The following is a 23,395-nucleotide window of genomic DNA, read 5'->3' on the forward strand; positions in this document are numbered from 1 at the left end:
CGGGTTACAGCACGTCGTCGAGCACGGCGACGATCACCGGCACCAGGCCGGCGAGAATGAAGGCGGGCAGGAAACACAGCCCGAGCGGCAGCACGATGAGGACTCCCGCCCGGCGGGCCGCCGCCTCGGTGGCGACCGCGCGGTCCGCCCGCAGGTCGTCGGCGAGCCGGGTCAGCGCCCCGGCCAGCGCCGCGCCGCTGCCGGCCGAGCGCACCGCCGCCACGGCCAGCCGCTCGGCCCCGGGTACGGGGGCAAGGTGCGCCCATGCCTCCTCGGGTTCGGCGCCGAGCCGCAGGGATCGGGCGACCGCGGTCAGCCGGTCACCGAGCGGGCCGTCGAGGGCCTGCGCCACGGCGCCGACGGCCCGGTCGACCGGTGCACCCGACCGCAGTGCCGCGGCGAGCAGGTCGGCGGCCAGTGGCAGGTCGGCCAACTCCCGCAGCCGCCTGGCCCGCTGCGCGGCGGGTTCGAGGCGCCGCAGCGACCGGTCGAGCCCGATGGCGACGGCGACTCCCACCGCCAGCCCACCCCAGTCGCCGAGCACGATCGCGGTGGCCAGGCCGCCAAGGACGGCACCGACCCGTACGACGTCGGGGCGTCGCGGTGGACGCCGGGCGTCGCCGAGCACCCGGACGAGGCGACCTCGGGTCGTCGCAGGGCCGGGAAGTGCGACCACCAGGGCAATCACGGTGAGACAGCCGGCGGCGACGGTCGACGCCGACATCAGTACACCCGGTTGGAGGCGCTGCCGTGACCGGTTCGGATCGCCGCCCGCCTGCCGCGGTCCCGGTCCGGCGTGCCGCGAACACCGGTCGGCGGGAACGGACTGTCGATGCGCCTTCCCGCCGGCGGGCCGGCGCGCTCAGGTGCGCCGACCAGCCGCTCCGTCCAGGTCAGTCCGGCGAGTTGGAGCACGACCGCGCCGAGCGCGCAGGCGGCTCCGATCGGGGTACGCAGGAGCACGTCGAGCGGGTCGACGCCGATGCCGTAGCCCAGGGCGATGCCGCCGATCGGCAGCCCGGCCAGCAGGTAGCCGGTGGCCCGGGCGCCGGCCGCCTGTGCCCCTGCGGCGGCCCGGGCGCGATCCATGGCCCGGGCGTCCGCCTCGATCCGTTCGATCAGTTCGGCCAGCGGCGCGCCGGTCTGCTCGGCGAGCCGGCCCGCGGCGCCGGTCAGCCGGGCAAGCCGGTCGTCGCCCTGACGCCTGGGCTCGGGCAGGGGCACGGCGGACGCCGTCTGGGTGAGCAGGGCGGCGGCCGGCAACCCGGCGCGCAGGTCGGCGGCGAGCGCACACAGGTCGTCGAGGGACGCCCGATGTTGCCGGGCGGCACTACGGGTCGCGCGGCTGCGCAGCACGGTACGGGCGGCCAACCAGCCGTAGACCGCGACGACCGTGGCGGCGACCGGCCCGCCGACCAGCCCGCCAGGAACGGCCAGCAGTGCCGCGGCGAGCAGCCCGGCCCGGGCCGGCGGTAAGGCGTCGAGGGTCGGGCGGCGCCTGGTCGCCCCGACCACCTGCTCGGCCCGGTGACCGACCAGGCCGGCCCAGCGGGCCCGCCCGTGCCGGGCCGGCCAGCCGGCCACCAGCGCGGCGGTCAAAAGAGCGGCGGCGGCGAATCCGGTCATGGTCGATCACCGCCGATGGCGGCGGGGATCGGGACACCACGCTCGCCGAACAACCGGGCCAGCATGGGTGCGCCCGGACCCGCGCCCGCCCCGTTGCGCCAGGCCGGTACGGCGGTCACCAGCCGGTCCGGACCGGCCGGCAGGAGCAGGCAGATCGACTCCAGCACCCGACCGGTGCTCGTGCGTCGTACCTGGAGCAGCACCTGGAGCGCGGCGGCGACCTGGGCGTGCAGGGCCGCTCTGGGCAGGCCACCGAGCAGACCGAGCGCTTCCAGCCGGGCCGGTACGTCGGCGGGCGCGTTGGCGTGCAGGGTTCCCGCTCCGCCGTCGTGTCCGGTGTTCAGTGCGGCCAGCAGATCGACGACCTCGGCGCCTCTGCACTCACCGACGACCAGCCGGTCGGGACGCATGCGCAGGGCCTGCCGTACCAGGTCGCTGAGGCCGACCGATCCGGCGCCCTCGACGTTGGAGGTACGGGCCTGGAGCGCGACCACGTGCGGGTGGATCGGCCGCAGTTCGGCGGCGTCCTCGACCAGCACGATCCGTTCGTGGGAGGGCACCATGCCGAGCAGCGTGTTCAGCAGCGTCGTCTTAGCCAACCTCGCAGATGTAACACTATCGCACCTCAGGACGTATCAGCAGGTCAAACGGGTTTCCGCCCCTCGAGGTTCACGTTACTTGTGGGTTCACGTTACGAAGCCGACCGGCGAGACACCGGGCTGCTTGCTGGGGCCGCTGTCGTGCAGGCGCCCGGAGGATGCTCAGCACACTGGAGGGCTGAGCGTCCTGTAGATGATGATCCTCTAAGAGAGCAGAATGGTCTGCCATATCCTGGTTCGTCAATCAGCAAAGAGAAAGGTAGCGCCTCAAGACGCTACCTTTCTCTCGGATCGGCGCGCGATCTTCTCACCACGTCTCGGACGCTAAAGACGAGCACATCGCGCGGGCGTCCCCCGCGCCTGGGACGGGCGGCGGAGTGGAAGACGCCGACGTCGGGTGCGAGTTATCGAGCTAGCGAGAGGTGTTTTCTTGCAGGTAGAGATGGTCATACCTTGATTTGCGAGCCATTACGAGCGCTATGATTGGCAGGCATGCGATTGTAAGGGCCATTATCTGAATCATCCACATCAGAAACCGCAACTGCCAACTCCGGCCAGAAAGGCTTTCGAGCGCTTTCACCTTGTCCAGCAGTCCCACTGGTCCGTAGCTTTCGCGCAGTGCCGACACCTGGCGCCCAATCAAGGTGTCGATCTCCTGTTGAGTGGCACCTGGAGCCATTACCAGGGTCATGCTCGCGCAGCCCAACGGCCGGGAGGACGTACTTTCGTGCAACAACTGGTTACACATTCGCAAATCAGCCTCGTACTGGGTCAGCGTAGCCAGCCGATCGGCTCGCACCTGCCGATTGATTTCCACCTCAAAGATCTTCATTAATATCGGTTCGCCCAGCACTATACCCACCACCGTCGCACAAACTAGCCGATAAACCAGATTCATCATGCGCCGCTTATTGCGACGTCCGTGCTGCGAGGAAATAAGCCATCGATCGGCTAGCGCGATTGCGCCACCCCAGAGCAATGCTGTCGGAATGACGAACCACCAGGGTGTTTGCAAGAGCGTAAACGCGCTGGCCATGGTGACTGCACTGAAAAGCCCGGTAGTGACTACCAGCAGGCCGAGCCCCGTATAGCGCAGTCGCTCCTGCGGAACCCGGTCCAGGAGCCGCTCGTCAACTCCGGTCATGGTGCGCAACCAGCGGCCAGGCGCCCACGCGACAAGCCGTTGCTTGCGCGTGTCGCCCAGCTCACGTGCGATTTGAGGACCGCTACGTAAGAGGCCGGCGGCGAAACGCAGGCCGTGGTAAAGGCGGGTGATCGGCTTCGCCTCCTCCCTGCGGAGGATGTGGTGCAGTTCGGGCATCCATTCATGTAAGTAGATGTCGTTCCGTAGCTGAGCGGGGAGCCGGCGGGCCGCGAGTCGCAGAAGTTGAAACGGCACTTGATCTAGCCTGCCGCGCACCTCGTCGCTGATCAGATCGGAGAGGACTGCGAGAAGGAGACCGCCAACGAACGCTGCGACCACCCAGACGACGTTCACGCCCATTTTCCTTCGAGGCTGGGACGAAGCCGGCCACCGGCCGGTGGCCGGAGCCGCTCGCTCAGTTCGGCCAACTGGAGTCGGGCATTCTCTGCGCCGTGGGCGGTGATCTTGTAGAAACGGCGCGCGGGTCGGCCCGCCACGGACGGATCGATGTCCTCCTGATGACTCGTCACCCAGCCCGCCCGTTGCAGCCGCGCCAAGATCGGATACAGCGTGCCGCTGGGCAGGTGGGTTGCCCGCATCAGGTCGAACCCGTAGCGGGGCACCTGTGGATCCATGAGGAACTCGCGGACCACGGCTCCGACAGTCATCGTCAATTTCAGTTCGTCCGGTGGCATGTAGACACTCTACATAGCCCCCACAAGGGATATTGTCCCCTACTTGATCCACCTCGACATCGGCCACCTCGAAGGTCGCAGGTGCGTCGGCTGGCACCGCACGCCACCCTCACTGTCAGGGCCGCACGCGCCAGACCTGCAACCGCCCAAACCGCAACATGACCCAGCAAGGCATGACTAAGTCGACTTACCGACAGGGCGACCTAGTCGTCTGCTCTCTTCGTGGCGCTCGAGGGGTGCCGGATGTCCTGGATGGCGCATTTGCCAGCAGCGGGCTTGTTCGTGGGCGTACCGGCGCACTGGGAGTGTAGGCGCGTCGAACCTTGTGCTTGTCGACGCCGAGAACGCGCCCGATAGGGCAGTCTTTCTCTTGCGTTTTAAGGCGTTGGAGACGGCTGGGCCGAGCCGGGCGGGCTCAGGCTCCCAGTTCCGGCTGGATGAACACTGCCTGGAACCGATCTGCCCCGTCCGAGTGGTCGTACCGCCTCCATCCCAGCGACGCCCAGAAGCGATCAGCCTCGCTGAACGCAACCAACCGCCGGCCGGGGTACCGCTCGACGAGCATCTGCACAGCCTTGGTGCCGATGCCCTGACCTCGCCGGGACTCCGCTACCTCTATGAACTGGATTCCAAGTGCTGCGGCACCAAGCTGAGGCGTCCCTGCGTAGTGTCCGATCGGGACTTCAGCCCTCAGGTGGATCCGCGCTACTTCGATATCGCCGTCGCGGATCTCAAGGAATGCCCATGCGCCCACGCGGAGGTCGTGGCTATTCCACCAGTCTGAATTGAACTCGTTGCTGTACTCAAACAAAAACCAGAACTCCCTGTCATCGCTCGGCTGACGGCGCTTCTCGATCAAAATGAGATCCACGGCGACTCCCTGCTGCAACCGACGTAGATTACCGCGCTGGCGCGGCAGCCTGTCTACCTGCGGAAACGGCCGCTACGACGGCGGGCCGTTGTGCTTTTCGTGACGCCCGGAGAAGGATGCTCGGGGGTCAGGTTGGCGAATGTTGGCGGGTTCCTATTGTTGGCGGGTTCTGCGAGCGGAGCCGGAGTGATCTTCGTGACGCCACGAAGGTCGGGTGCCGCGGCTACAGGGGCAGCGAGCGGCGTCGAGTTTTGATCGGGCGACCGCTGCCGTAGTCGGTGATGTAGCCGGTCGGTTCGTGCCAGTGCGCTGACCAAGGGTTCTCCTTGACGGCCTGAACGAACCGTTTGAGCGGCTCGACCTCGTCAGGCTTGCGGTCGAGGCTGACGCCGGTCAGGTGCAGCACCCGCTCGTCGGCCTGGTGCTCGTCACAGAAGACCGTTTCGTGGGCTGCCCGGTACACGCCGTATCCGCGGCAGTCCGTCGACATGCGAGCAGCTCGACCGAACGCCAAGGCCGGTTCGAGTGCGTCGAAGAAGAACCACTGCCCGAACCCGACCGCGTAGCCGTGGGTAATGATGCGGTCTTCGCGGTTCGACTGCCTGGGCAGCTCGAGGCAGTCGATTGCGGCGAAGTAGCGGCCCGCCTCGAGGGTGTTCCCGAACGACGTCGCACCCTCTTCGTAGGTCTTGCAGGACGTCTTGCGGAATGCCATCGCTCCCCTTCCTAGTCGGTGGGCTCGATGCCGGCGGCTCGGCAGATTCGGCGGACGTTCTCGCGGTTGTAGCCGCTGATCCGGGCGATGTCGGCCTGCTTCCGGCCTTGGCGGGCTTCCTTGACGATCGCAGCGGCGAGAGGGCCGCGGGTGTCCTCGACCTTCTTGCGCGCGTCGTCCCTGCGTTGCTTGGCTGCGGCGAGTGCCGCCTTGGCCTCTGTCTCTTCTGCGACGGCGGCACGGTATGCCGTCGCCGTCCGTTCAAGTTCGTCAGTCATGGGTGGCATGATTCCACACCCCGTGTGGCCACATCTAGTGACCCGTTCGGCCACATGGGTCTTGCCAGGATGCCACATGGGGGTTAGGCTTGTGGCATAGCAAGACGGGCTCCGGAAAGCGACTGCAATCGCCCCGGAGCCCTTGATCGAAGCCCTGACTCTGACAGGAGTTCGACCCGTGCTGAACGCTAGCAGCAGCCCCGAGCCCGAACGCACCAGCCGCCCCTACGGCCTCATCCACCTCGAATCCGTCCCGTTCGACACCCACATCTCGATCACCGTGTGGGCCGGACCAAACCGGATCGACGAGCTGAGCCGCAACTTCGACGACGTTCGGGCCGCCCGCGCCTACTACGCCCAGATCCGCGACCTGGCCGAGCAGAACCTGACCCCGGTCGAGATCGTCGACCAGGTCCGCCTCGCCCCGATGTACGCGCAGTGGGCTGCTGAGGCAGTCCTTGAGAACGCGGCGGCGGCAGAGGTTATCGCGGAAGCCGAGGCGATCACCGTGGAGGCCGGCGCCCGGACCTTCGACGACGTGAAGACCGACCTCGCCGGCTTCGCCTCGAGCCCGCAGGTCCGCCGCCGCCGCGCGGTCGTACGCGGCAAGTACAGCCCCGCCCAGCTTCGGCTGCGGAAGCGGATGGCCGAGAACAACGGCCGGATCACCCGCGGCAAGGGCGCCTCCATCGCCCAGCTCGAAGGACTCGCCGCCAAAGGTGACGTCTACCTCGAGAAGGTGCAGGTCAGCGCCTCCGTCTTCCGGACCACCGGAGCGACCCTGACCGCTCAGGGATGGAAGGCCGAGGGCTACGACCGGCGCGGCGAGCAGCAGGTCCGCGACGACCTCGCCGAGGCGATGCGGCGCCACAACAGCCGGGCCATCGCCCGCCTGAACGCCGAACTGGACACGTACAGCACCCCGGCTGATGACACGCTCGCCGCCGACGTCCTCGCCACCCTCACCAGCCCCGCCCCGATGGAGACGCCCCCGCGCGCCCGAGGCGACGTCGGTCAGCACCCGGTGCTCATGTTCAGCGACGCGACGCCGGACGCCGCCGAACTCGACGCCATGGCCGCCGACACGGCCCTGCTCATGGTGGTCGGCACCGACGACGAGATCCGGGCCGAACTCGGCCTGCCGGACTCGGTCAGCCCGCAGGCCATCCAGCAGTTCCGGGCCATGTACGTCCGCAGCGACAACCCCCGCTGACCCCTCGGGCTGGCTGCTGCCAGTGAGGGCGTAGCCAGCCCGAGGCGCCAACTTCGCACCACCCCCACCCTTCACCCCGGCCCGCAAGGGAGAGCCCGCCATGTCCAGCTCGCAGACCATCGGCTACACCGCCCGCGACTTCTCCGGCACCCGCACCGTCCGCGCCGGCAGCACCGTCCGCGCCGTCCGCTATAGCCGCGGTGGCCGCTCCAACGCCCGCCGCGACGCCATCCGCGCCTCGCTCGGCTAGCCGGCGGCAGCCCTGTGGTGGACGTCCCAGCACCCGGTACGTCCGCCGCAGGGCAGCCGCGAGGCCGCCACTCGAGGCACCCAGCCCCGAACCCAGCTTTCCGCCCTCTGTAGGGAGACCGTCTTGACCAGGTCCGCGCGCAGCACCAAGGCCAACAAGTCCGCCAAGCCCACCACCAAGGCCAGCAACGCCAACGTTCCGACCGCGCAGAGCCGCTCCCGATTCGGCAACATCCTCAACCTGACCGACCGCGCCACCCTGAACACCCGCCCGGCCGGCACCAGCAAGCGCGGCAAGGGCGCCAGCACCCAGCCGGCAACCGTGGCAGTCTCTGCCACAGACGCCCCGACCATCCCGCCGTGCCACCAGATGTCGCTGCGCATGCAGGAGAACCGGGGTCAGGTGCCGTACTGGCTCGGCCCGAACCCGCCGCAGTGGTGCATCGCCCACCACGTCGTCACCGACGAGCCCGGCATCCGCTACCACCTCAGCGGATGCGAAGACCGCATGATCGCTCTGTCGCTCGCCGAGCCGGTTACGTTCCCCGGCGACGAGCTGAACGGCCCCTACTACGAGCCGTTCCTGTGGTTGATGGCCGAGCAGGAGCAGCACGAGATCGAGCCCCGGATCGTCGTCTACCGCGACGTTCAGCCCGGCGCCCCGACCCTGAACCTCACCCTTCGGGAAGCGGCCCTCATCGGCACCCGGCTCGACGAGCTGTGCGAGGCCGGAAGCGTCCCGTTGCCGACCGAGCCGGCCCCGGCCGGCGCCCCGGCCTGGCAGGAGTACGCGTGCCCGGCCTGGTGCGCTGAGCGACACGACGCGCAGTGCCCCGTTGGCGGCCGGGACCACTCCTCCGACGTCTACAAGAACCCGATCCTGATCGACCTGCTGTTGGAGAAGCCCCGCGGGCGCCGGACCCCGGCCCGCTTCGAGCTGGCGATGTACCAGCACTACCGGTCGTCGATGGCCCGCATCAACTTCTGCAAGGTGATCGGCGAGGACTCGACCGCGTACTCGTTCGAGCTGACGGTGGTTGAGGCGCGGCAGTTTGCCGACTACGTTGCCGACCTGCTCACCCTCGTCACCGGCGGTGCGGCGTGAAGCGGCAGCTCGCAGTTCCGATGCCGGCCAAGTTCCCGTGCCCGCCGTGGTGCGTCGGCGGCTGCGAAGCCTGGGACGAGGGCAACGGCGAGCGGTACCACGGCTCCGCCTTCTCGTCGGTCCACGTGAAGGAGCCCGACTACCCGCGCACCAAGGTCACCGTCAGCAACGTCCGCGAGGACGACGACCAGATGGGCGCCACGCAGATCCACATCCTGATCGACGGCATTGGCGACATGGACTGGAACATCGGCCCGGACGCCGCCCGCAAGCTCGCCGCCCTGCTGGGCCGTGCCGCCGACAACGCCGACCCGATGCCGGCCGGTACCGAGACGGTGCCCGCCTGCGACGTGCGGCTCGGCGAGCACATCCTCACCCCCGACGGCTGGCAGGTCGTTCGTGACCTCCTGATGGTCACCGACACCGACACCGCCGCCTTCTACACCGACGAGCGCACCGACGAGATCAGCAGCGGATGGCGCTTCGACCTGGCCGAGCCGGTCCGCGTCCGCCGGGCGGTGACCCGATGACCGCCCCCGCCCTTCCGAAGGTCAACGCCCCCGTCGACCTGCCCTGCCCCGACTGGTGCGGCGGCAACTGCGACGACTGGACCGGCAGCGACGACGGCAGCCGCTACCACGCCGTACGCCAGATCTCGATCGAGTCCGCCGAGGCGTACTCCGGACACAAGGGAATCGACATCTCCACCACACGTCTCGACATGGAGGACGAGATCGGCGACACGTTCGTCACCATGGTCACCGGCACCACCAACGGTCCGCACCACATGGCCGACTGGGCACTCACCCCCACCGACGCCCGCCGCCTCGCCGCGGCCCTGCTCAACGCCGCCGACGTCGCCGACGCCCCGCCGACCGGTGAGCTGTCGATCCGTACGCAGTTCGTCCAGATCGGCGACGAGCTGCTCACCCCCGACGGCTGGCAGACCGTCTACATGGTGCTCATCGACGCCCAGTCCGGCCACGCCGCCGCGTTCACTCCCGAGAAGAACGACACCGACACCGACGGCTGGCACTTCCCGTTCGACGAGCGGGTCTGGGTACGCCGGGCGGTGATCCGATGACGGCCCCGGCGCTCGCCAACCTGCTTCCGGTCACCAGCGACTGCCCGGACTGGTGCGACCAGACCTGCGACGAGTTCGCCGACGACAAGGGCGCCTTCCACACCGCCGACCCGATTCGCATCGAGGTCATGCGGCGCAACCCCGAGAAGGTCGCATACGTCGCGGTCGAGTTGTGCCAGTACACCGGCAACGACCTGCCCACCGACCCGAAGATCGAAATCTTCACCGACCAGGCCGGGGCGTTGACCGGCGACAGCGCCGCCATGACCCCGGCCCAGGCCCGGCAGGTCGCGGCAGCCCTGATCGCCCTCGCCGACCAGGCGGAAGGACAGGCCCGATGACCGTCATGGCCATGCCGTCCGGCTACCGCAACAGCAGCCTCTTCCGTCAGGTATCGGAGGCGCTCGGACACCTTACGGTCACCCAGCAGCAGGTGCTGGTCATGTACGGGATCGAGGGGCGGTCGCTCAAGGACACAGCCCGGCAGCTCGGGCTCGCCGCCGGCACCGTCAAGGGCATCTTCACCGGCGCCTGCCAGCGGCTGTCGCAGGTCGGTGCCACCGCCCCGGCCATCCTGTCCGCCCCGACCGTTGCTGAGGTGACGGTCGGGGCGGCTCTCGCCGCCAACATCCACCCGCAGCCGGCGGCGTGCCCGGACTGGTGCACGTTCCAGAACTGCACCCCCGACAAGGGCGACGGCTCGACCTACCACATGTCCGCCCACCGGGTCATCGAGATCGACCGGCCCGGCGGCGGCCACGCCCCCGGAGTCGGGATCTCCCGCCTCGTCGAAGAAGACGGCAGCGCCGCGAACTGGATCGACGTCAGCGTCGGCGACCACTGCGGAACCGGAATGACGTCCGCTCAGGCGCTCGAACTGGCCGCGTACCTGCGCGAAGACGCCTTGCGGGCGGCCGGGGCGGACGGGGTCGACATGCCGGCCGGGCGTCTGCAGGTCGGCGACCAGATCCGTACCGCGGACGGGTGGCAGACCGTTGAGGTGGTGCACCTGGATGGCTGGTGCTGCGGGATCCCGATGAAGGCCGACCACGTCGGCGACCACCGGGTCAGCGTCTGCACCGATGCCCACGACGACGACAACGACGCGCACCTGTTCGACAGCGACGAGGTTGTGCGCGTGCGTCAGGCGGTCCGGCGGTGAGCGCCGTTGCCGCGGTGACGGCCGGGGTGGTGACGGACGGAATCACGCCGCTCGCCGCCTCCACCCCGGCCCGTCGCCTCATCCGTGCCAGGTCGGCCCGACCCGGTCACGTCCTGATCAGCCGCGGCGCGACCACCGACGAGGTCAACTACCGGTGGCCGGTCGTCGCCGTCTACGAGTTCGACGACCGCGACGGTAAGCCGCTCGTCGTGATCTACGGGATCTTCTTCGACAAGCCCGGTCTGCTGCGCTTCACGCCCGGACAGCTCATCGAGGTGGACCGGTGATCCTCATCAACCGCACCGTCCTCACCGACCGGCTGTACGTCGCCGTCGACCTCGACGACCCCCAGCGGGCACCCCTGGCCGTCGCCGAGCGCAGCAAGAGCGCCTGGCAGGTCACCGCCTACGGCGCCGAGGTCGTCGGCCGGTACGCGCAGCGCCGGCACGCGGTCGCCAAGATGCTGCGTACCGCCGCCGACGTTGCCCGCCAGCCGCACCTGACCCGCCTGCGTACCGACCGGGTTTTGGGTGCCGTCACCGAAAACTCCACGATCCTCGAGGAGTGCCCGTGGTGAACAACCCCGCAAGCGAGGCCGCTGCCGGTCCGTCGATCGACTGGGCCACCATTGAGGAACGCCAGGGTCCGATCAGCTACGACGAGAAGCGACGCATCGAGATGGTGGTACTCGTCGACGAGGCGCATCGGCTGGTGACGCAGGCGGCGAAGGCAGCGGTGGCGGCGGGCCGAGCGCGACGACATCGCCGCAGCCCACGAGGCGGGGCAGACGCTTCGTGACTACTACGCCGCCGAGCAGGCAGAGCCCGCCCTGGATGTCGACAGCGGGTGACAGGCAGGACTGGACCACGAAGGCAGCCCCCGAGCGTGATGCTCGGGGCTCCGTCTGTCGTGGGGCACTGACCCACAACTGAGGTTCTTCAGGAACCTCGGTCAGGCTCTCGGCTACCGGCGAGCTGCTCGGCCCGCCGCACCTCGAGCAGTGTCCGCTCCGATCCCGTCGACACGCCCAGCGCCCGCGCCTGCCCGGCGATCAGCAGCGCACCCTCGCGTTCCCCCGACAGGGCATGCGTCACAGCAAGCCGGGCAAGGTACTGGCCGCGGTCCCGAGTGAACCCGTCCGGCAGCCCGGCAAGCGACTGCTCGAACAGGTCGGCCGCTTCCCGATAGTCGCCCAGCTCCCGCAGTGCAAGCGCCCGTTGGATTCGCAGCCGCGCCGGGTCGGAGAAGTAGATCCAAGCCGGCTCCCGGTCCCGGTTGTTCATCGCGGCCACCGAATGCGCCTCGGCCCGGTCCAGCGCCCGCAACGCGTCGTCCCGCTGACCAGCGGCGGCTAGGCCACGGGCAAGCTGCTGCTCGGACAACGCCAGCACACCGGGGGTAGTTGCCTGCCGGGCAGACGCCTCCGCGAGCGCAACCGCCCGCCGCACGTTCCCGGCACCCCATGCTGCGTTCGACTGCATCGACAGGATCGAGGCGGTCATGCCGCTGTCTCCGGCCTCAAGAGACTGGGCGAGCGCCCGCGCGTACCACTGCTCCGACTCGCTCCGCCGGCCGAGATCCTGATGCAGCCAACCGGCGAACTGCGCAAACGCGGATTCGAGCCGGAGCAGCTTGTCGTGCAGCGGGCCGACGGTCGCTGCACGGATCTGGGCTACGGTGGCCGTCTGCCCGAGGACCGGAAGCAGGACATGTCCTGCACCGACGGTGTCCTCGAGGCGCCGCTGCACGGCGAGCGCCTGGGCGAGGTGGTCGACGGTGGCGGGGTCGGGGTGATGGCTGCCGGCTACCACGGTGCGGAGCCGGTCGTCGGCCCAGTCGGGTACGGGCTGAATGCCGGAGGCCGCGGCAATGAGTGCCCCGCTGCCGTTGAGGGCTTGGTCAAGGACTGCCGCGGTGTCGTGGGGCGGGGTTTTGCGGCCCTGTTCGAGATCCCAGAGGTAGCCGTGGCTGTAGTGGGTGCGGGCGGCGAGAGCGCGTAGGGATAGACCATTGCGCGACCGTAGGCGCCGCAGTTCAGTTCCGAAGGCGCTCACGTGTCGCCTCCTTGTCGGCTGACAGCGGCTGACGCATTCACCCTTACGTATGGCCTGAGCTGGCTCAAGGCTTGCCGCATGCGATCTACGACTGCGACTCGCCCTCGACCTGGCGACTCGATTCGAGTTCCCGGAGAACGTCTTCGGGGTGGTATTCGCGGTATCGGCCGCGTCCGGATCGGTGCCGGTATCGCAGGAACGGCGGATCGCTCTTCGTCCAGCGCCAGACGGTTGCCGGGTCGACTCCGAGCAGCTTGGCGACGTCGCCTGCCAGGAGCCACGCGCCTTCGCGTACGCGCTTTTCGAGGTCTGCGGGGTCCGGCGGCGGCATGGCCAGAGCATAGCGAGCCGTGCACGTCTTGCGTCTGGCAGTGATCGGGATGGGGATTTGCATGGTCGTATCGTCTCGCGGTTGTGCAAGAGTTGCAAGACATGCAAGACTTTGGGGTATGGACATGGACACCAAGTCGAAGCCGACCCGGCAACGGGCTCAGGGCCCGACCGGTCCGACCCGCACCCCGGAGGCGATCCGATGAAGTGGCGCCGGAAGGACCCCATCAGCGCAGCCGCCGCCGCACAGGCCCGTGCCGTCGAGTCGGCTGCCCGCGTCGAGCAGGCGAAGCACGACATCGAACTGCGCCGCCTCCAAGTTGCCGCCGACCGGGAAGCCGCCCGCGAACGCCAGGCCGACGAGGAAGCAGACGCCGAGCGGCAGGCCGGCAAGGACGAGAAGGCGCGCGAGAAGCGGCGGGAGAAGCTCCGCAACCGGCTCGCCGCACTGCGCCCGGTCGCTCCGCTGATCGTCGTCAACGGAGTTGCTGTTTACGGGCAGGTTCAGTTCGCCTACCACGACATCTCACACGAGAGCTGGAGCCCGCTGGCCAAGCTCGGCCTTGCCGTCGCCTTTGCCACCGCCGTCGAGTCGATCTCCGTCTACGTCGGGTGGCACGCCCACGACAGCTTGCTCTTGAAGGACTATGCCGGGGCTGCCCGACTCCGGCGGTACTCGTACCTGATCGCCATGGTGGTTGCCGGCATCAACTACTGGCATTTCGCTGGCGAGGACTTCTTTGGCCTTGCTCCGACCCCGGCCGCACTCACGTTTGGCCTGCTGTCTGGCCTGTCGCCGTGGCTGTGGGGGCTCCACACCCGACGCGCCCAGCGGGTACAGCTCATCGCCGAGTCGCCGACGCTGATCGATGAGGCCGGTGCCGAGTTCAGCCGGGAGCGTCGCCGCGCCTTTCCCCTCCGCACCTACCAGGCCCGCCGTTGGAGCATCGACCACGGGATCCGCGACCCCCGCAAGGCATGGGAGGGCTACAACGCCGAACGCCGCCGCGCCCGCGCCCAGCGTCCCGCCGGCCGCATCCGCGTCGCCGCCACCATCCTCCGCGGCAAGCCGGTCAACCTCGGCCCGGCATGGACCGATGTCGACGACGCGACCCGCAACCTGTGCGACGGCATCCGGCTCGACGCCCAGGCCGCCCGCGCCAACGTCCGCCGGCACATCGACGCCGGACTCGGGTTCGAGAACCCCATGGTGCGGATCAAGCCGACCGGACCGATCCGGGTGAACGCTACCCAGCCGCAGCCGACCCGTGAGCCGCTGCCCGCCGCGGAGCGGGCCGCTCTTCCGGCTCCCCCCGTCCCGGCCGAGCCGACCGGTGAGCCGGCTCAGGTACGGACGGATGAGCCGTCGGGAAATCGGCTCATGGGGTGGCTCAAGGGTCGCTCTCGTTCGGCTCACAAGTCGGCTCACGAGCCGTCCGGTGAGCCGGCTCAGGTCACCCACGAAACGGCTCAGGTTGCCGCTTATGAGCCGACCCGTGAGCCGATCGCTGAGCCGACGTCAACGGCTCATGAACCGGCTCAGCCCGTCACCCGTGAGTCGGCTCAACCGGCCCGACGTGAGCCGGTACGCGCCGCCAGCAAGCCGAGCCGGAAGACCATCACCGAGCCGGTTGAGCCGGACTCCAAGACGTCGACCGCCGACCGGTGCGCCGCCGCCTTCCCCGACCTCGTCAAGACGCTCGGCAAGCGGCCGTCTGGCACCCAACTCGCCGAGAAGGCCCACGTCAGCCCGGCCGCAGCGAAGCGGTGGCTGGCCAGCCGCAAGGAGCAATAAGACCCACCAATGCCGAGGGCGTTCCGGTTGACCCGCAACGCCCCCGGTTCTAACCCGCAGCTAGGAGCGCAGATGCACACCGCACGCAGGCTCACCATCACGTACGCCCTGATCGCGGCCATGATCCTCGTCGCTGTGGCCGTCTACCTCTTCGGCGTCCGCGAACTGGAACCCGTCGCCATCACCATCGGTGCCACCACCATCGGGTTCATGGCCGCCAGCAGGGCCAGTGACCTGCGTCGGGAGTGCACCCGCGTCGCCTCGCGGACCGTCAGACGAGCCGTCATCACGATCGACGCCCAAGACATTGCGGTCGTCAGCGAGGCGATCCGCACCCGGTTCCCAAACCAGGGCCAGCCCGGCACCGCCCACTACGAAGCGGCAGCCGTCGGCATCCTCGGCGAGCTGCTCCGCGATCGGTACCGCCGCACCGCCAACACCACCCCTGACCTGCGAAAGGAAACCCCATGACCAGCACTACGGAAGGGCCCGCCATGACCGAAACCCGCACCCTGCAGTGGGGCGTTCGCCTCACCCTGCCCTCCACCAAGACCGCCATCGAGATCGCCGACGGTCCGCTCGATGCCGAGAACCAGGCACGCAGGCTGTCCCGGCTCCAGCCCGGCACCGTCGAGGTCGTCTACCGCGAGGTCGTCGCCGGCCCCTGGTTCCACGAAGACAACGGCGACGAGTACGCCGTCAAGTTCGACTGGCCCGACCGACGCATCGAGATCAAGCCCGCCAGCGGGCGCCTGCACGCCGAGAGGTGCGTCGAGGAGCACGCCCAACGGTCCGGCAAGTACCACTCGTCGATGGCCGCCGTGGTGTCCCGCGCTGTCTTCTACGGCGAGTGGCTGCCCTCCTCGTGGAGGGCGGACTGGTGACCGCCCACAACATCGACGCCGCCGGCCCGCAGGTCAACTGGTCGCACGTCCTCTACGGCGGCGTCGCGGCCGTCATCGTCACCGGCAGCACCGCCGTTGCCGGGGAGTACCTCAACAACGCCCTGCTGCTCGCCCTCGGCATCGGCTCGTCGGCCCTGGCCATCGCCGTCATCATGGCCGCCCTGGTCATGGAGCAGTGGGAAGAGGGGCAGCCGTGAGCAGCCGAGCCCGAGCCCTGACCGCCCGCGGCAACATCGCCCTCGCTCTCGCCGTTGTCGCCGCCGTGTTCGGGGGCATGGCGGCCCTCGGCGCCGGCGGCTGGACCAACCTCCACGTCTGGATCGTCGCCGCGGTACTGCTGTTCGCCTCGATCGGCGGCATCTGCCTCTACGCCGCCGGACGACGCTCACCCCAGGTGACTCACCCCCCGGTGAGTCACCCCACGGTCACCCCTTCTCTCACCCCCCATGAGGTGCGGAAATGACGGTAACCCCGACGGGTGAGTCACCCCAGGTGAGTCACCCCCGAGAAGGCGCCCCCAAGCCCGCCCAGAAGCCCGCACCGCTGCCGCTCGACCTCGCCGGGGTAGCCGGGTACGTCGGCATCCCGGTCGCCGCCCCTACCCCGCCCAAGGAGCCCCGGAAGCCCGCCAGCCGGAAGCCGAAGTTCAAGGTCCCGCCGCCAAAGATCCTGCTGGCGATCACGCTCGTGGCGGTCGCCGCCGAGCTGCTGCTGTGGCAGGTCGCCGGAACCTGGTGGGGCATCGTCGTTCACGCGGCCGCCGCCGGCCTGCTTCTGGCCGCCGTCGGGATCTGGGCTGCCGTACGCAGCTACCGCCGCGGTGGCCGCGCCCGGTCGGCTGCGAACGCCGCCCGCGCCCCGTTCGCACGGCTGTTCGGGAAGTCGCCGAACAAGACGAAGGGCGGCGGCGGCTCGAACCCGCTGAGTCGACTTTTCGGCAAGAACGGCCCGACCGGCAAGGGCGGCAAGAACAAGCCGGCCGGCGGCTCACCGAGCGGCAGCTCACGTAAGCCCGGACTACTCGACCGGCTCATGGGCCGCAAGCCGTCCGGCTCACCGAAGGCGGCTGGCTCAACCAGCTCACCCGGTCGCAAGCTTGCCGGCTCACCCGGCGGCAAGAACGGCTCACCGGGCAAGTTCGGGCTCAGCTCACTGTTCAACCCGGCCGGCTCACCCAAGGGCAAGAAGCCGACCACGAAGAACTCCGCGAAGAACGGCTCACCGTCGTCGACCAAGCCCGGAAAGAAGCCCGGCCTGTGGGACGACTTCAAGAAGGGCTGGAAGGACGGCGGCAACGGCAAGGCGAAGAAGCCGGCCGGTGAGCCGGTCAACCTGACAAAGAAGCCCAAGGCGAAGCCTGAGCCGAAGGGTGAGCCGGCCCCTGAGCCAAAGGCCGCCAAGCCGTCGACCGAGAAGCCGACCAAGAACCAGCCCGAGCCCAAGCCGGCCAAGAAGGAACCCGCAGGCAACACGACCCAGGAACCCGCCGACGCCAGCCCGGCGCCGGCCCCCACCTACACGAGAGGAACGACCGTGGGAGACATGAACACGATCCGGGCCGCGGCCGAAGAGTTCGCCGCCGCCCTCCGGGACTACGACCCGAGGACATGCACCAGATGGTCAAGGAGATGCCCATGCTCGGGCAGGCCCTCCACGAGGTGTCGAACGGGCTGCGCACCATGGCCAGCCGCAGCGAGACGGAATGGCCCGTGGCGCAGCCGGTCGCCGAGGGGCTGTACTCCATCGCCAGCGACGTCCAGACCGCCGCCGGCACCGCAGAGAGCGCCCACGGCGCGCTGATCACCAACAACGAGACGGACATCGAGCGCGGCGAGGCGCCCCGCAACGGGCGCGAGTCCGAGCGTCGGTGGAACCTCTGACCCGCTAACCAGCAGAAGGAGGAAGGTAATGGTGGACGGTCAGGGTTCATGGGATCGGGTTGCCGGCGGCGTCGTCGCCACGGTTGGCCCACTGGTCGCGGCTGGCGTCGGTGCTGCTGTCGGCGTGCCGGGCTGGGTGCCCGCGGCCCTGGCCGCCGCCGGCACTGCCGGAGTTGTGCTCCGCGACCACCGGCAGCGTCGGCCGTGGTCGGAGCGTGCCTTCCGCGCGGCAACCGGCCTGGCAATCGGGGCATGGACGACCTGGTCCACGATTACCGAGCCATGGCACACGGCGAACCTCGTCGCTGGCGCCTTCGCCGCAACCATGGCGCTGTTCACTGCCCCGGCTTTCCTCGCCGACGACGAGGCATCCTCTGACTCGACGACCCCTGAGCCGGCAAAGGCAACGACGAGGATCAGCGACCGCGCGCAGAAGTGGAAGACCCGGATCGAACAGCAGGCCCGAGTCCAAGACATCGAGATCCTGTCGGAAGAGGACTGGCGTACCGGTTCCGGGTTCACGCTGACGATCGCGTTCTCGGAGGAATCCGGCGACGGTTGGTCGCAGGTTGAGGACGCAAAGGTCCGGCTGGCCCGCGCAGGGAATCTGCCGAAGGGCTGCGTCATCGGCGTCGAGGAAGGCGAGTATCAAGGCACCGCCATTGTGCGGATCCCGACCCGGTACGCGATGGCTGACGACGTGCCGCTGCCCGACGACACGCACGAGCTGTCGATCTGGGGCGACTTTCCGATTGGTCAGCTCGAGGACGGCGCCCCGGCGGACATCAACCTGCGGCAGGCGGCAGCCCTGATCGGCGGCATGCGAGGCAAGGGCAAGACGACCCTGCAAGAGGTGATGATCGCCCACATGCTCCGCATGCCCGACACGCTTGTATGGGTCGCCGACCTTAACGGCGGTGGCCTGGCAAGCAAGTTCATGCTGCCGTACGTTCGCGGGCAGATGGGGCGGCCGGTAATCGACTGGGTGGCTGCCACCCCGGACGAGGTCACCAAGATGGCGACCGTTGCGGCCAACATCGCTCGGGACCGGAAAGCGGCTTACGCCGCGCTCAAGGCGGACTCTGACCAGCCCGGCCTTCTTCCGGTGTCGCCCGACTTGCCGCAGATCGTGATCGTGGTCGACGAGAGTGCCGAGGTCGAGAAGAACCCGAAGACGCGGGCAGCGATGGATGCTCTCTGCGAGGTGCTGCGGATCGGTCGCGCCGAGGGCGCCAATGTGATCTTCTCGGCGCTGCGAGCCACCCAGGACACCCTGCCGATCATCGTCCGCAAGCAGACCTCGCTGTCCATCTGCGCCTACGTCGAAGACGCCGCCGAAATGAATTACGTGCTGCCCCGCGCCAAGGTCACTCCCGACGCGCTGACCTATCCGGGCACCATGTTCATGCGCCGAGACGACGTCTCGACCATCGTTCGCATGATCAAGGTATTCCTGCCGAAGAAGGGGCAACTCCAGCGGCTCGCCATCGCCACCGAGCACATGCGGCCGGAGTTGGACCTGCGCGGCAAGGAGGTCGGCGGCAAGGTGTACGCCGAGCGGATGCAGCGCCTTCGGCCGTGGCTGGAGGTTCTGGGCCGCGGGGGCGACCTCTCGGCGGTCTTCGGCGAGGGCGGAACGGCTGCCCCAACTCAGGTTGCCACCGAGCAGGCGGGCGGCCAGCCGTCGCGGCCGGTGGCGCGTACCGCCACGATTCCGGACCGGGAGGATGCTGCTCCGCAGACGCCCGAAGAGCGCAAGGCGGCACGCGATCGGGCTCGCAAGGGGCTTCGTGGCTTCGCCGCCAAGCTCAAGGTTGAGAGCATGTCTGCTGCCGCACTCGACGACATGATGGCCCAGATGGAGGCTGAACTCGCATCGGTCGAGCCCCTGCCAGACGAGCCGGGCGATCAAGGGCAACACGACGACGAGCCGGACGGCGCCAACTGGCACCCTGAGTTGCTCGTCGACCTGGCGCGCGATGCGGGTGAGGCCGGCATTGCGCCGAAGGACATGTTCGCCTGCCTTCAAGAGCGTGGCGTTGAGGTCACCGAGAAGACGATGTACAAGTGGCTGCGCATCCTCGTCGGGAAGGGGAAGCTGCGGAAGGTCGGCAGCAGCCCGAACACGAAGTACGTGGTGGCCTGAGCTTCACCTGAACGCGAAGAAGCCCCCGGTGGCTGGGGAGAGCCGGGGGCTTCGTCGCGTCTTGATCAGGTTAGAACGCTTCGTCTCCGTTGTGTACGTACGCACGGGCGTTCGCGGCAAGCTGGTCGGTTGAGGCCAGTTCGGGGGCGGTCTTCTCGACGACGGCAAGGATCTCGGCCATGGTGGCGCCGGATCCGACGGCGACCTTTACCGCGGTGGCGAGCTTTCGCAGGGCGTCCGCGTGGGTGGCCTGGAATCGCTCGACGCGGGCGTCGTCGGCGAGCACTTCGGCGACGTGGCGGGCCGGTGGCGTGGTCACGGTCGTCATGCGTCCACTGTCGCATATCGCTGTGCTGCCGGGCAGGTGTCGCCGCCGGGTTGGACGTAGCGGTTTTGTCGTGTTGATCAGGGTTTATCCCTCTTTGCTCTTGCGTATCCAAATCACACGTGCGTATCCTAATCACACGCTCGACGGATACGGAGGAACCCAAAATGAGCCCGATCGAAGCCGCCGCCCACGCCCGCCGACTCGTCACCCTCGCCCAGCTCAGCCGCCTCGGCGCCCCCGTCGTTCTCGTCACCCGCGACGGCAGCCGCCACACCGGCCACGTCACCGCCCAGGACATCACCCACGTCCGCATCCACAACCTCACCGGCGACACCGTCATCGACCACGCCGACATCACCGACGTCGGCACCTACAACGACTGACCCAGCCAGGGGGTTGGCCACTCGGCCGGCCCCCATTCGGGCTACCGGCAGTCGCCCGCGTTCGAGACGCGGGAGCCCGCGCAGGAACACCCTTCCCACCAACCCAGGAGGCAAGTGCTCGTGGCGATCTCTGACCAGTCCCAGAGCGACCCGAGGGCCGAACTGTTCGACCCAGACGAAGACTGCTCCACCCACGAACCCATCGGCGGCGATCCCGAAGGCCGGTGCGGACTCGTGCAGCGGTGCACGCTGCGCTGCCACATCCGATACCTCGACGGCGAGGACCAGGACAACGACTGGCTCGTGAACACGTAGAGCCGACCGCACCGGGGCGACCGGCAGCCACCGGGGTTCGAGGCCCCGACGCCCGCGCAGAGACGCACCTTCCCCGACGCATCGGAGGAACCATGGGCTACACCCACAGCCGTCGACCGCACGACATCGCCGCCACCCTCGACCAGCTCGCCGCGAAGCTGCGCGGCCTGCCCGACACCGACCTGCCCGCCGAGGCGCTGGTCCGGTTCGAGCTGGCGTTCTACCACGACGAGCCCGAGGCCGACCGGCTCGCCGCCGTCGACACCCTCACGCCGATCCTCACCGGCGACAAGCCGGCCCCTGGTGCGACGGCAGCCGCTACGGCACGCCGGTCTTCGGCAGCAAGGTCGGCGCGGTCGGCGTACAGGTCATCACCACCACCAAGACCCCCACGGAGGAGCCGTGACCAGCCCGACCCCCTACGCCCGTACCACCGACACCGCCACGCTCCGCGCCCGGATCACCGCCGCCGTCGACCTCATCAACAGCGTCGACCTGCCCGCCACCCTGCCCACCGGAACTAGGGTGAGCATCCACCTCACGACCGACGGCAAGTCCGTCGAGTCCGGCATCGAAACCGTCGACCTGCTCGCCGCCCGGCTCGACGCCGAGGCCGCCAAGTGGGACACCAGCCCCGGCACCTACGGCCTGTACCGGGCGTGCAAGGACGGCGACGGCTGGCAGGTCTCCGTCATGACCCACGGCACCCGCCCCGACCCGGCCCGCATCGACCTGGAGGCCGAGAACGCCGCCCTGCGCGCCGAGGCCGAGCGGCTCCGCGCCCCGGCCGCCACCGTTGACCCCGGCCCGGAGCACCCGTGCCTCACCTGCGGCGCCCCGGCCGGCGAATACTGCGAGATCACCTGCGAGCGGGTCGTCAACGTCGAACGCGGCGTCGCCTGCATCGACTGCCAGGCCGCCCCCTACGAGCCCTGCAGCAGCCGCTGCACCTGCAACGACTGCGCCGCCGTCCGCGTCTAGACCGGAGCCGACCCGATGTCCCTCGTCACCAACACCGACCAGATCCTCAACCAGCTCACCGACATCACCATGAAGTTCGCCAGCGTCCCCAACCTCGAACTCCCGCGCACCAACGTCTGGCTCACCTTCCACGTCTACCCGTTCGGCCCCGATCTCACCGAAGACCAGCGCATGACCGCCGTCGACGCCCTCTACGGCATCGTCATGCCCGACTACCGCCCCACCTCCAACAGCCACAGCTTCTACGGCACGCCGACCGACGGCATCGACCTCGGCCACATCACCTGCCGCGTCTGGACCCAGCGGGAGACCAGCGAAATCCGGACCCTGCGGATCCAGCTCGAACGACTCCGCGACGAGAACGACCAGCTGCGCGCCGAACTCGGCCGCAGCTAGTCCAACCCCGTACGCCCGGCGCCCTCACCAGGCCGCCGGGCGTATGCGTATCCTCACCACACGCCCGTGTAAGGAGGACACACCACGTGGACAAGGATGAAGCCCTTACCCGGCTCGCCGACCTCGTCAAGCAGCGCGCCGAACTCGACAAGGCACTCGTCGCAGCGGTCGCCGAGGCCAAGACTGCCGGCGCGAACTGGACCGAGATCGGAAGCCGCCTCGGCCAGCACCGCGCCAACGCTCAGAAGAAATACGGACCGCTGCTGCGGGAAACGCTCGTCGTCGAGGTCCGCGACACCGACTGACGACGACCGCCGCCGTAGCGCGTCGATCTCGCTGAAATCGGGTAGGGCTACCGTTTGGGGTTCGCGTGCTCCCGATTCGGGCCAACCAACTCGCCCAAGCTGCCACCCACGCGGACCACGCCACGACGAAGCCGGCCCCCGCACGGGAGGCCGGCTTCACGCCGTCCTGGTCACGAACCCGAGTCGTACTCCGGGTTGACGCCACCGTGGTGGATCCGCGACAGCTCCTGCGAGATCGACAGTAACGCCTTGATCTCAGCGAGCTTCAACTGCTGGTCAAGGGTCAACTCTTTCGCCTTCATGTCAATCGCGTTCATGGTGTCGAACGCGTCGCTCCACATGTCCATACACAACCCCCATGGCTCGGGCCGACGGTTGCCGGCTGTAGGGCTGTCTCTAACACAGCGCCGCGGACGGGCTGAACGCGGGAGATCCCCTGTGGCCCAACCGCGGGCCGGCTACTGCGCCGGGATTGGAACCGCAACCGCGTCGTCCTGGCCGTCCCAGGTCAGCTTCAGTTCACGCAGCGACGGAAGGTGCTCACGGTGGGCATATGAGAACTCAATCTCGGCGCCAGGACCGACGCCTGTTGGCGGTATCTCGACAGAGAAGAGTCTCTCTATGCCCGAAAAATCTGGCCAAACAACTCTGACTCCCGTCGCCGTTCGCGTGCCACAGTTGCGAAGAGCAAAAGCCCGCCTATACGGATTTACACTCCGCAACGCCCGTATGCGCCAAGCAACCGGAGGCGGAAGCGTAGCTTCGGCCGCCGCAGCCGACCGCTCGGCCGCGTCTGCTGACCTTCGACCTTCGACAACAGCACCCTCGGCTGCATC

At 68.7% G+C, this 23,395-nt stretch carries 33 protein-coding genes and 1 pseudogene; 22 read left to right on the forward strand and 12 right to left on the reverse strand.

The window, feature by feature from the left end; all coding sequences use genetic code 11:
• Window positions 1-4: 4 nt before the first annotated feature.
• From Prubr_RS10150 to Prubr_RS10185, 8 genes and pseudogenes are all read right to left on the reverse strand, one after another.
• A complete protein-coding gene (locus Prubr_RS10150) occupies window positions 5-724 on the reverse strand; it encodes a type II secretion system F family protein (RefSeq protein ID WP_212824269.1) in 720 nt (239 codons plus the stop codon).
• Window positions 724-1,626 (reverse strand): type II secretion system F family protein, encoded by a 903-nt coding sequence (locus Prubr_RS10155; RefSeq protein ID WP_212824270.1) that lies wholly within the window; start codon window positions 1,624-1,626, stop codon window positions 724-726. The genes Prubr_RS10150 and Prubr_RS10155 overlap by 1 nt, the downstream gene beginning before the upstream one ends.
• Window positions 1,623-2,243 (reverse strand): annotated as a pseudogene (locus tag Prubr_RS10160) (ATPase, T2SS/T4P/T4SS family); the annotation flags it as partial. The gene Prubr_RS10155 and the pseudogene Prubr_RS10160, both read right to left, overlap by 4 nt.
• A 394-nt stretch (window positions 2,244-2,637) precedes the next feature.
• Window positions 2,638-3,723 carry a DUF4407 domain-containing protein gene (locus Prubr_RS10165; protein ID WP_212824272.1) on the reverse strand — a complete coding sequence of 362 codons (1,086 nt, stop codon included), beginning with the start codon at window positions 3,721-3,723 and terminating at the stop codon, window positions 2,638-2,640.
• On the reverse strand, window positions 3,720-4,064 hold the full coding sequence (locus Prubr_RS10170; RefSeq protein WP_212824274.1) for a PadR family transcriptional regulator: 345 nt from the start codon (window positions 4,062-4,064) through the stop codon (window positions 3,720-3,722). The genes Prubr_RS10165 and Prubr_RS10170 overlap by 4 nt, the downstream gene beginning before the upstream one ends.
• Window positions 4,065-4,479: 415 nt before the next feature.
• The gene (locus Prubr_RS10175) at window positions 4,480-4,935 is read right to left on the reverse strand and encodes a GNAT family N-acetyltransferase (RefSeq protein WP_212824276.1); all 456 of its coding nucleotides are present in this window, start codon (window positions 4,933-4,935) and stop codon (window positions 4,480-4,482) included.
• Window positions 4,936-5,158: 223 nt separating this feature from the next.
• The gene (locus tag Prubr_RS10180; RefSeq protein ID WP_212824278.1) at window positions 5,159-5,650 is read right to left on the reverse strand and encodes a hypothetical protein; all 492 of its coding nucleotides are present in this window, start codon (window positions 5,648-5,650) and stop codon (window positions 5,159-5,161) included.
• An 11-nt stretch (window positions 5,651-5,661) separates the two neighbouring features.
• The gene (locus tag Prubr_RS10185) at window positions 5,662-5,928 is read right to left on the reverse strand and encodes a hypothetical protein (RefSeq protein ID WP_212824280.1); all 267 of its coding nucleotides are present in this window, start codon (window positions 5,926-5,928) and stop codon (window positions 5,662-5,664) included.
• 178 nt (window positions 5,929-6,106) lie between these two features.
• Between Prubr_RS10185 and Prubr_RS10190 the strand changes: the two genes are divergently transcribed.
• The 10 genes from Prubr_RS10190 to Prubr_RS10235 all read left to right on the forward strand — a co-directional run bounded on the left by Prubr_RS10190 (window position 6,107) and on the right by Prubr_RS10235 (window position 11,539).
• Entirely contained in the window at window positions 6,107-7,141 is a 1,035-nt protein-coding gene (locus Prubr_RS10190) for a hypothetical protein (protein ID WP_212824282.1), read from the forward strand.
• A 100-nt stretch (window positions 7,142-7,241) separates the two neighbouring features.
• The gene (locus Prubr_RS10195; protein WP_212824284.1) at window positions 7,242-7,391 is read left to right on the forward strand and encodes a hypothetical protein; all 150 of its coding nucleotides are present in this window, start codon (window positions 7,242-7,244) and stop codon (window positions 7,389-7,391) included.
• A 123-nt stretch (window positions 7,392-7,514) separates the two neighbouring features.
• Window positions 7,515-8,495 carry a hypothetical protein gene (locus Prubr_RS10200; RefSeq protein ID WP_212824286.1) on the forward strand — a complete coding sequence of 327 codons (981 nt, stop codon included), beginning with the start codon at window positions 7,515-7,517 and terminating at the stop codon, window positions 8,493-8,495.
• Window positions 8,492-9,025 (forward strand): DUF6907 domain-containing protein, encoded by a 534-nt coding sequence (locus Prubr_RS10205; protein ID WP_212824294.1) that lies wholly within the window; start codon window positions 8,492-8,494, stop codon window positions 9,023-9,025. The genes Prubr_RS10200 and Prubr_RS10205 overlap by 4 nt, the downstream gene beginning before the upstream one ends.
• A complete protein-coding gene (locus tag Prubr_RS10210) occupies window positions 9,022-9,579 on the forward strand; it encodes a DUF6907 domain-containing protein (protein ID WP_212824299.1) in 558 nt (185 codons plus the stop codon). The genes Prubr_RS10205 and Prubr_RS10210 overlap by 4 nt, the downstream gene beginning before the upstream one ends.
• Window positions 9,576-9,920: a DUF6907 domain-containing protein gene (locus Prubr_RS10215; protein ID WP_212824301.1), complete on the forward strand. Its 345-nt coding sequence runs from the start codon at window positions 9,576-9,578 to the stop codon at window positions 9,918-9,920. The genes Prubr_RS10210 and Prubr_RS10215 overlap by 4 nt, the downstream gene beginning before the upstream one ends.
• Window positions 9,917-10,741 (forward strand): RNA polymerase sigma factor, encoded by an 825-nt coding sequence (locus Prubr_RS10220; protein ID WP_212824303.1) that lies wholly within the window; start codon window positions 9,917-9,919, stop codon window positions 10,739-10,741. Before Prubr_RS10215 ends, Prubr_RS10220 begins: the two co-directional genes overlap by 4 nt.
• Window positions 10,738-11,028, forward strand: coding sequence for a hypothetical protein (locus tag Prubr_RS10225; RefSeq protein ID WP_212824305.1), 291 nt, complete (start codon window positions 10,738-10,740; stop codon window positions 11,026-11,028). Before Prubr_RS10220 ends, Prubr_RS10225 begins: the two co-directional genes overlap by 4 nt.
• Entirely contained in the window at window positions 11,025-11,318 is a 294-nt protein-coding gene (locus Prubr_RS10230; protein ID WP_212824307.1) for a hypothetical protein, read from the forward strand. Before Prubr_RS10225 ends, Prubr_RS10230 begins: the two co-directional genes overlap by 4 nt.
• The gene (locus Prubr_RS10235) at window positions 11,312-11,539 is read left to right on the forward strand and encodes a hypothetical protein (RefSeq protein WP_212824315.1); all 228 of its coding nucleotides are present in this window, start codon (window positions 11,312-11,314) and stop codon (window positions 11,537-11,539) included. The genes Prubr_RS10230 and Prubr_RS10235 overlap by 7 nt, the downstream gene beginning before the upstream one ends.
• Before the next feature lie 140 nt (window positions 11,540-11,679).
• Here the strand turns inward: Prubr_RS10235 and Prubr_RS10240 are convergent, their stop codons facing one another.
• On the reverse strand, window positions 11,680-13,002 hold the full coding sequence (locus tag Prubr_RS10240; RefSeq protein ID WP_485020597.1) for a helix-turn-helix domain-containing protein: 1,323 nt from the start codon (window positions 13,000-13,002) through the stop codon (window positions 11,680-11,682).
• Between Prubr_RS10240 and Prubr_RS10245 the strand changes: the two genes are divergently transcribed.
• The 5 genes from Prubr_RS10245 (at window position 12,944) to Prubr_RS10265 (ending at window position 16,288) form a co-directional block, all read left to right on the forward strand.
• Window positions 12,944-14,920, forward strand: a complete 1,977-nt coding sequence (locus Prubr_RS10245) for a hypothetical protein (RefSeq protein ID WP_212824319.1) — start codon at window positions 12,944-12,946, stop codon at window positions 14,918-14,920. The two genes, Prubr_RS10240 and Prubr_RS10245, sit on opposite strands and share 59 nt — an antisense overlap.
• A 72-nt stretch (window positions 14,921-14,992) precedes the next feature.
• Window positions 14,993-15,391, forward strand: coding sequence for a hypothetical protein (locus Prubr_RS10250; RefSeq protein ID WP_212824321.1), 399 nt, complete (start codon window positions 14,993-14,995; stop codon window positions 15,389-15,391).
• Window positions 15,388-15,804, forward strand: a complete 417-nt coding sequence (locus Prubr_RS10255; RefSeq protein WP_212824323.1) for a hypothetical protein — start codon at window positions 15,388-15,390, stop codon at window positions 15,802-15,804. The genes Prubr_RS10250 and Prubr_RS10255 overlap by 4 nt, the downstream gene beginning before the upstream one ends.
• Window positions 15,801-16,022, forward strand: coding sequence for a hypothetical protein (locus Prubr_RS10260; RefSeq protein WP_212824325.1), 222 nt, complete (start codon window positions 15,801-15,803; stop codon window positions 16,020-16,022). The genes Prubr_RS10255 and Prubr_RS10260 overlap by 4 nt, the downstream gene beginning before the upstream one ends.
• Complete coding sequence (locus tag Prubr_RS10265; RefSeq protein ID WP_212824327.1) at window positions 16,019-16,288, forward strand: hypothetical protein; 270 nt, start codon at window positions 16,019-16,021, stop codon at window positions 16,286-16,288. Before Prubr_RS10260 ends, Prubr_RS10265 begins: the two co-directional genes overlap by 4 nt.
• A gap of 346 nt (window positions 16,289-16,634) precedes the next feature.
• On the opposite strand, the gene Prubr_RS10270 is transcribed toward Prubr_RS10265, so the two are convergent.
• Window positions 16,635-17,276, reverse strand: coding sequence for a hypothetical protein (locus Prubr_RS10270; RefSeq protein WP_212824330.1), 642 nt, complete (start codon window positions 17,274-17,276; stop codon window positions 16,635-16,637).
• Between the two features lie 156 nt (window positions 17,277-17,432).
• Between Prubr_RS10270 and Prubr_RS10275 the strand changes: the two genes are divergently transcribed.
• Both Prubr_RS10275 and Prubr_RS10280 read left to right on the forward strand, forming a co-directional pair.
• Complete coding sequence (locus Prubr_RS10275; protein ID WP_212824332.1) at window positions 17,433-17,705, forward strand: hypothetical protein; 273 nt, start codon at window positions 17,433-17,435, stop codon at window positions 17,703-17,705.
• A 28-nt stretch (window positions 17,706-17,733) separates the two neighbouring features.
• Window positions 17,734-19,851 (forward strand): hypothetical protein, encoded by a 2,118-nt coding sequence (locus tag Prubr_RS10280; protein ID WP_212824334.1) that lies wholly within the window; start codon window positions 17,734-17,736, stop codon window positions 19,849-19,851.
• Window positions 19,852-19,921: 70 nt separating this feature from the next.
• On the opposite strand, the gene Prubr_RS10285 is transcribed toward Prubr_RS10280, so the two are convergent.
• On the reverse strand, window positions 19,922-20,179 hold the full coding sequence (locus Prubr_RS10285; protein ID WP_212824336.1) for a hypothetical protein: 258 nt from the start codon (window positions 20,177-20,179) through the stop codon (window positions 19,922-19,924).
• Window positions 20,180-20,343: 164 nt separating this feature from the next.
• Here Prubr_RS10285 and Prubr_RS10290 point away from each other — a divergent pair, with 164 nt between their 5' ends.
• From Prubr_RS10290 to Prubr_RS10310, 5 genes are all read left to right on the forward strand, one after another.
• Window positions 20,344-20,562, forward strand: a complete 219-nt coding sequence (locus tag Prubr_RS10290; RefSeq protein ID WP_212824338.1) for a hypothetical protein — start codon at window positions 20,344-20,346, stop codon at window positions 20,560-20,562.
• Between the two features lie 120 nt (window positions 20,563-20,682).
• Window positions 20,683-20,877, forward strand: a complete 195-nt coding sequence (locus tag Prubr_RS10295; protein ID WP_212824340.1) for a hypothetical protein — start codon at window positions 20,683-20,685, stop codon at window positions 20,875-20,877.
• Between the two features lie 402 nt (window positions 20,878-21,279).
• A complete protein-coding gene (locus Prubr_RS10300; protein ID WP_212824342.1) occupies window positions 21,280-21,858 on the forward strand; it encodes a hypothetical protein in 579 nt (192 codons plus the stop codon).
• 15 nt (window positions 21,859-21,873) lie between these two features.
• Window positions 21,874-22,254: a hypothetical protein gene (locus Prubr_RS10305; RefSeq protein WP_212824344.1), complete on the forward strand. Its 381-nt coding sequence runs from the start codon at window positions 21,874-21,876 to the stop codon at window positions 22,252-22,254.
• Window positions 22,255-22,340: 86 nt separating this feature from the next.
• The gene (locus Prubr_RS10310; protein ID WP_212824346.1) at window positions 22,341-22,559 is read left to right on the forward strand and encodes a hypothetical protein; all 219 of its coding nucleotides are present in this window, start codon (window positions 22,341-22,343) and stop codon (window positions 22,557-22,559) included.
• 170 nt (window positions 22,560-22,729) lie between these two features.
• Here Prubr_RS10310 and Prubr_RS10315 read toward each other — a convergent pair whose 3' ends face one another.
• Window positions 22,730-22,906, reverse strand: coding sequence for a hypothetical protein (locus tag Prubr_RS10315; protein WP_212824348.1), 177 nt, complete (start codon window positions 22,904-22,906; stop codon window positions 22,730-22,732).
• Window positions 22,907-23,395 lie beyond the last annotated feature (489 nt).

It is taken from the genome of Polymorphospora rubra (assembly GCF_018324255.1).
Lineage (GTDB): Bacteria > Actinomycetota > Actinomycetes > Mycobacteriales > Micromonosporaceae > Polymorphospora > Polymorphospora rubra.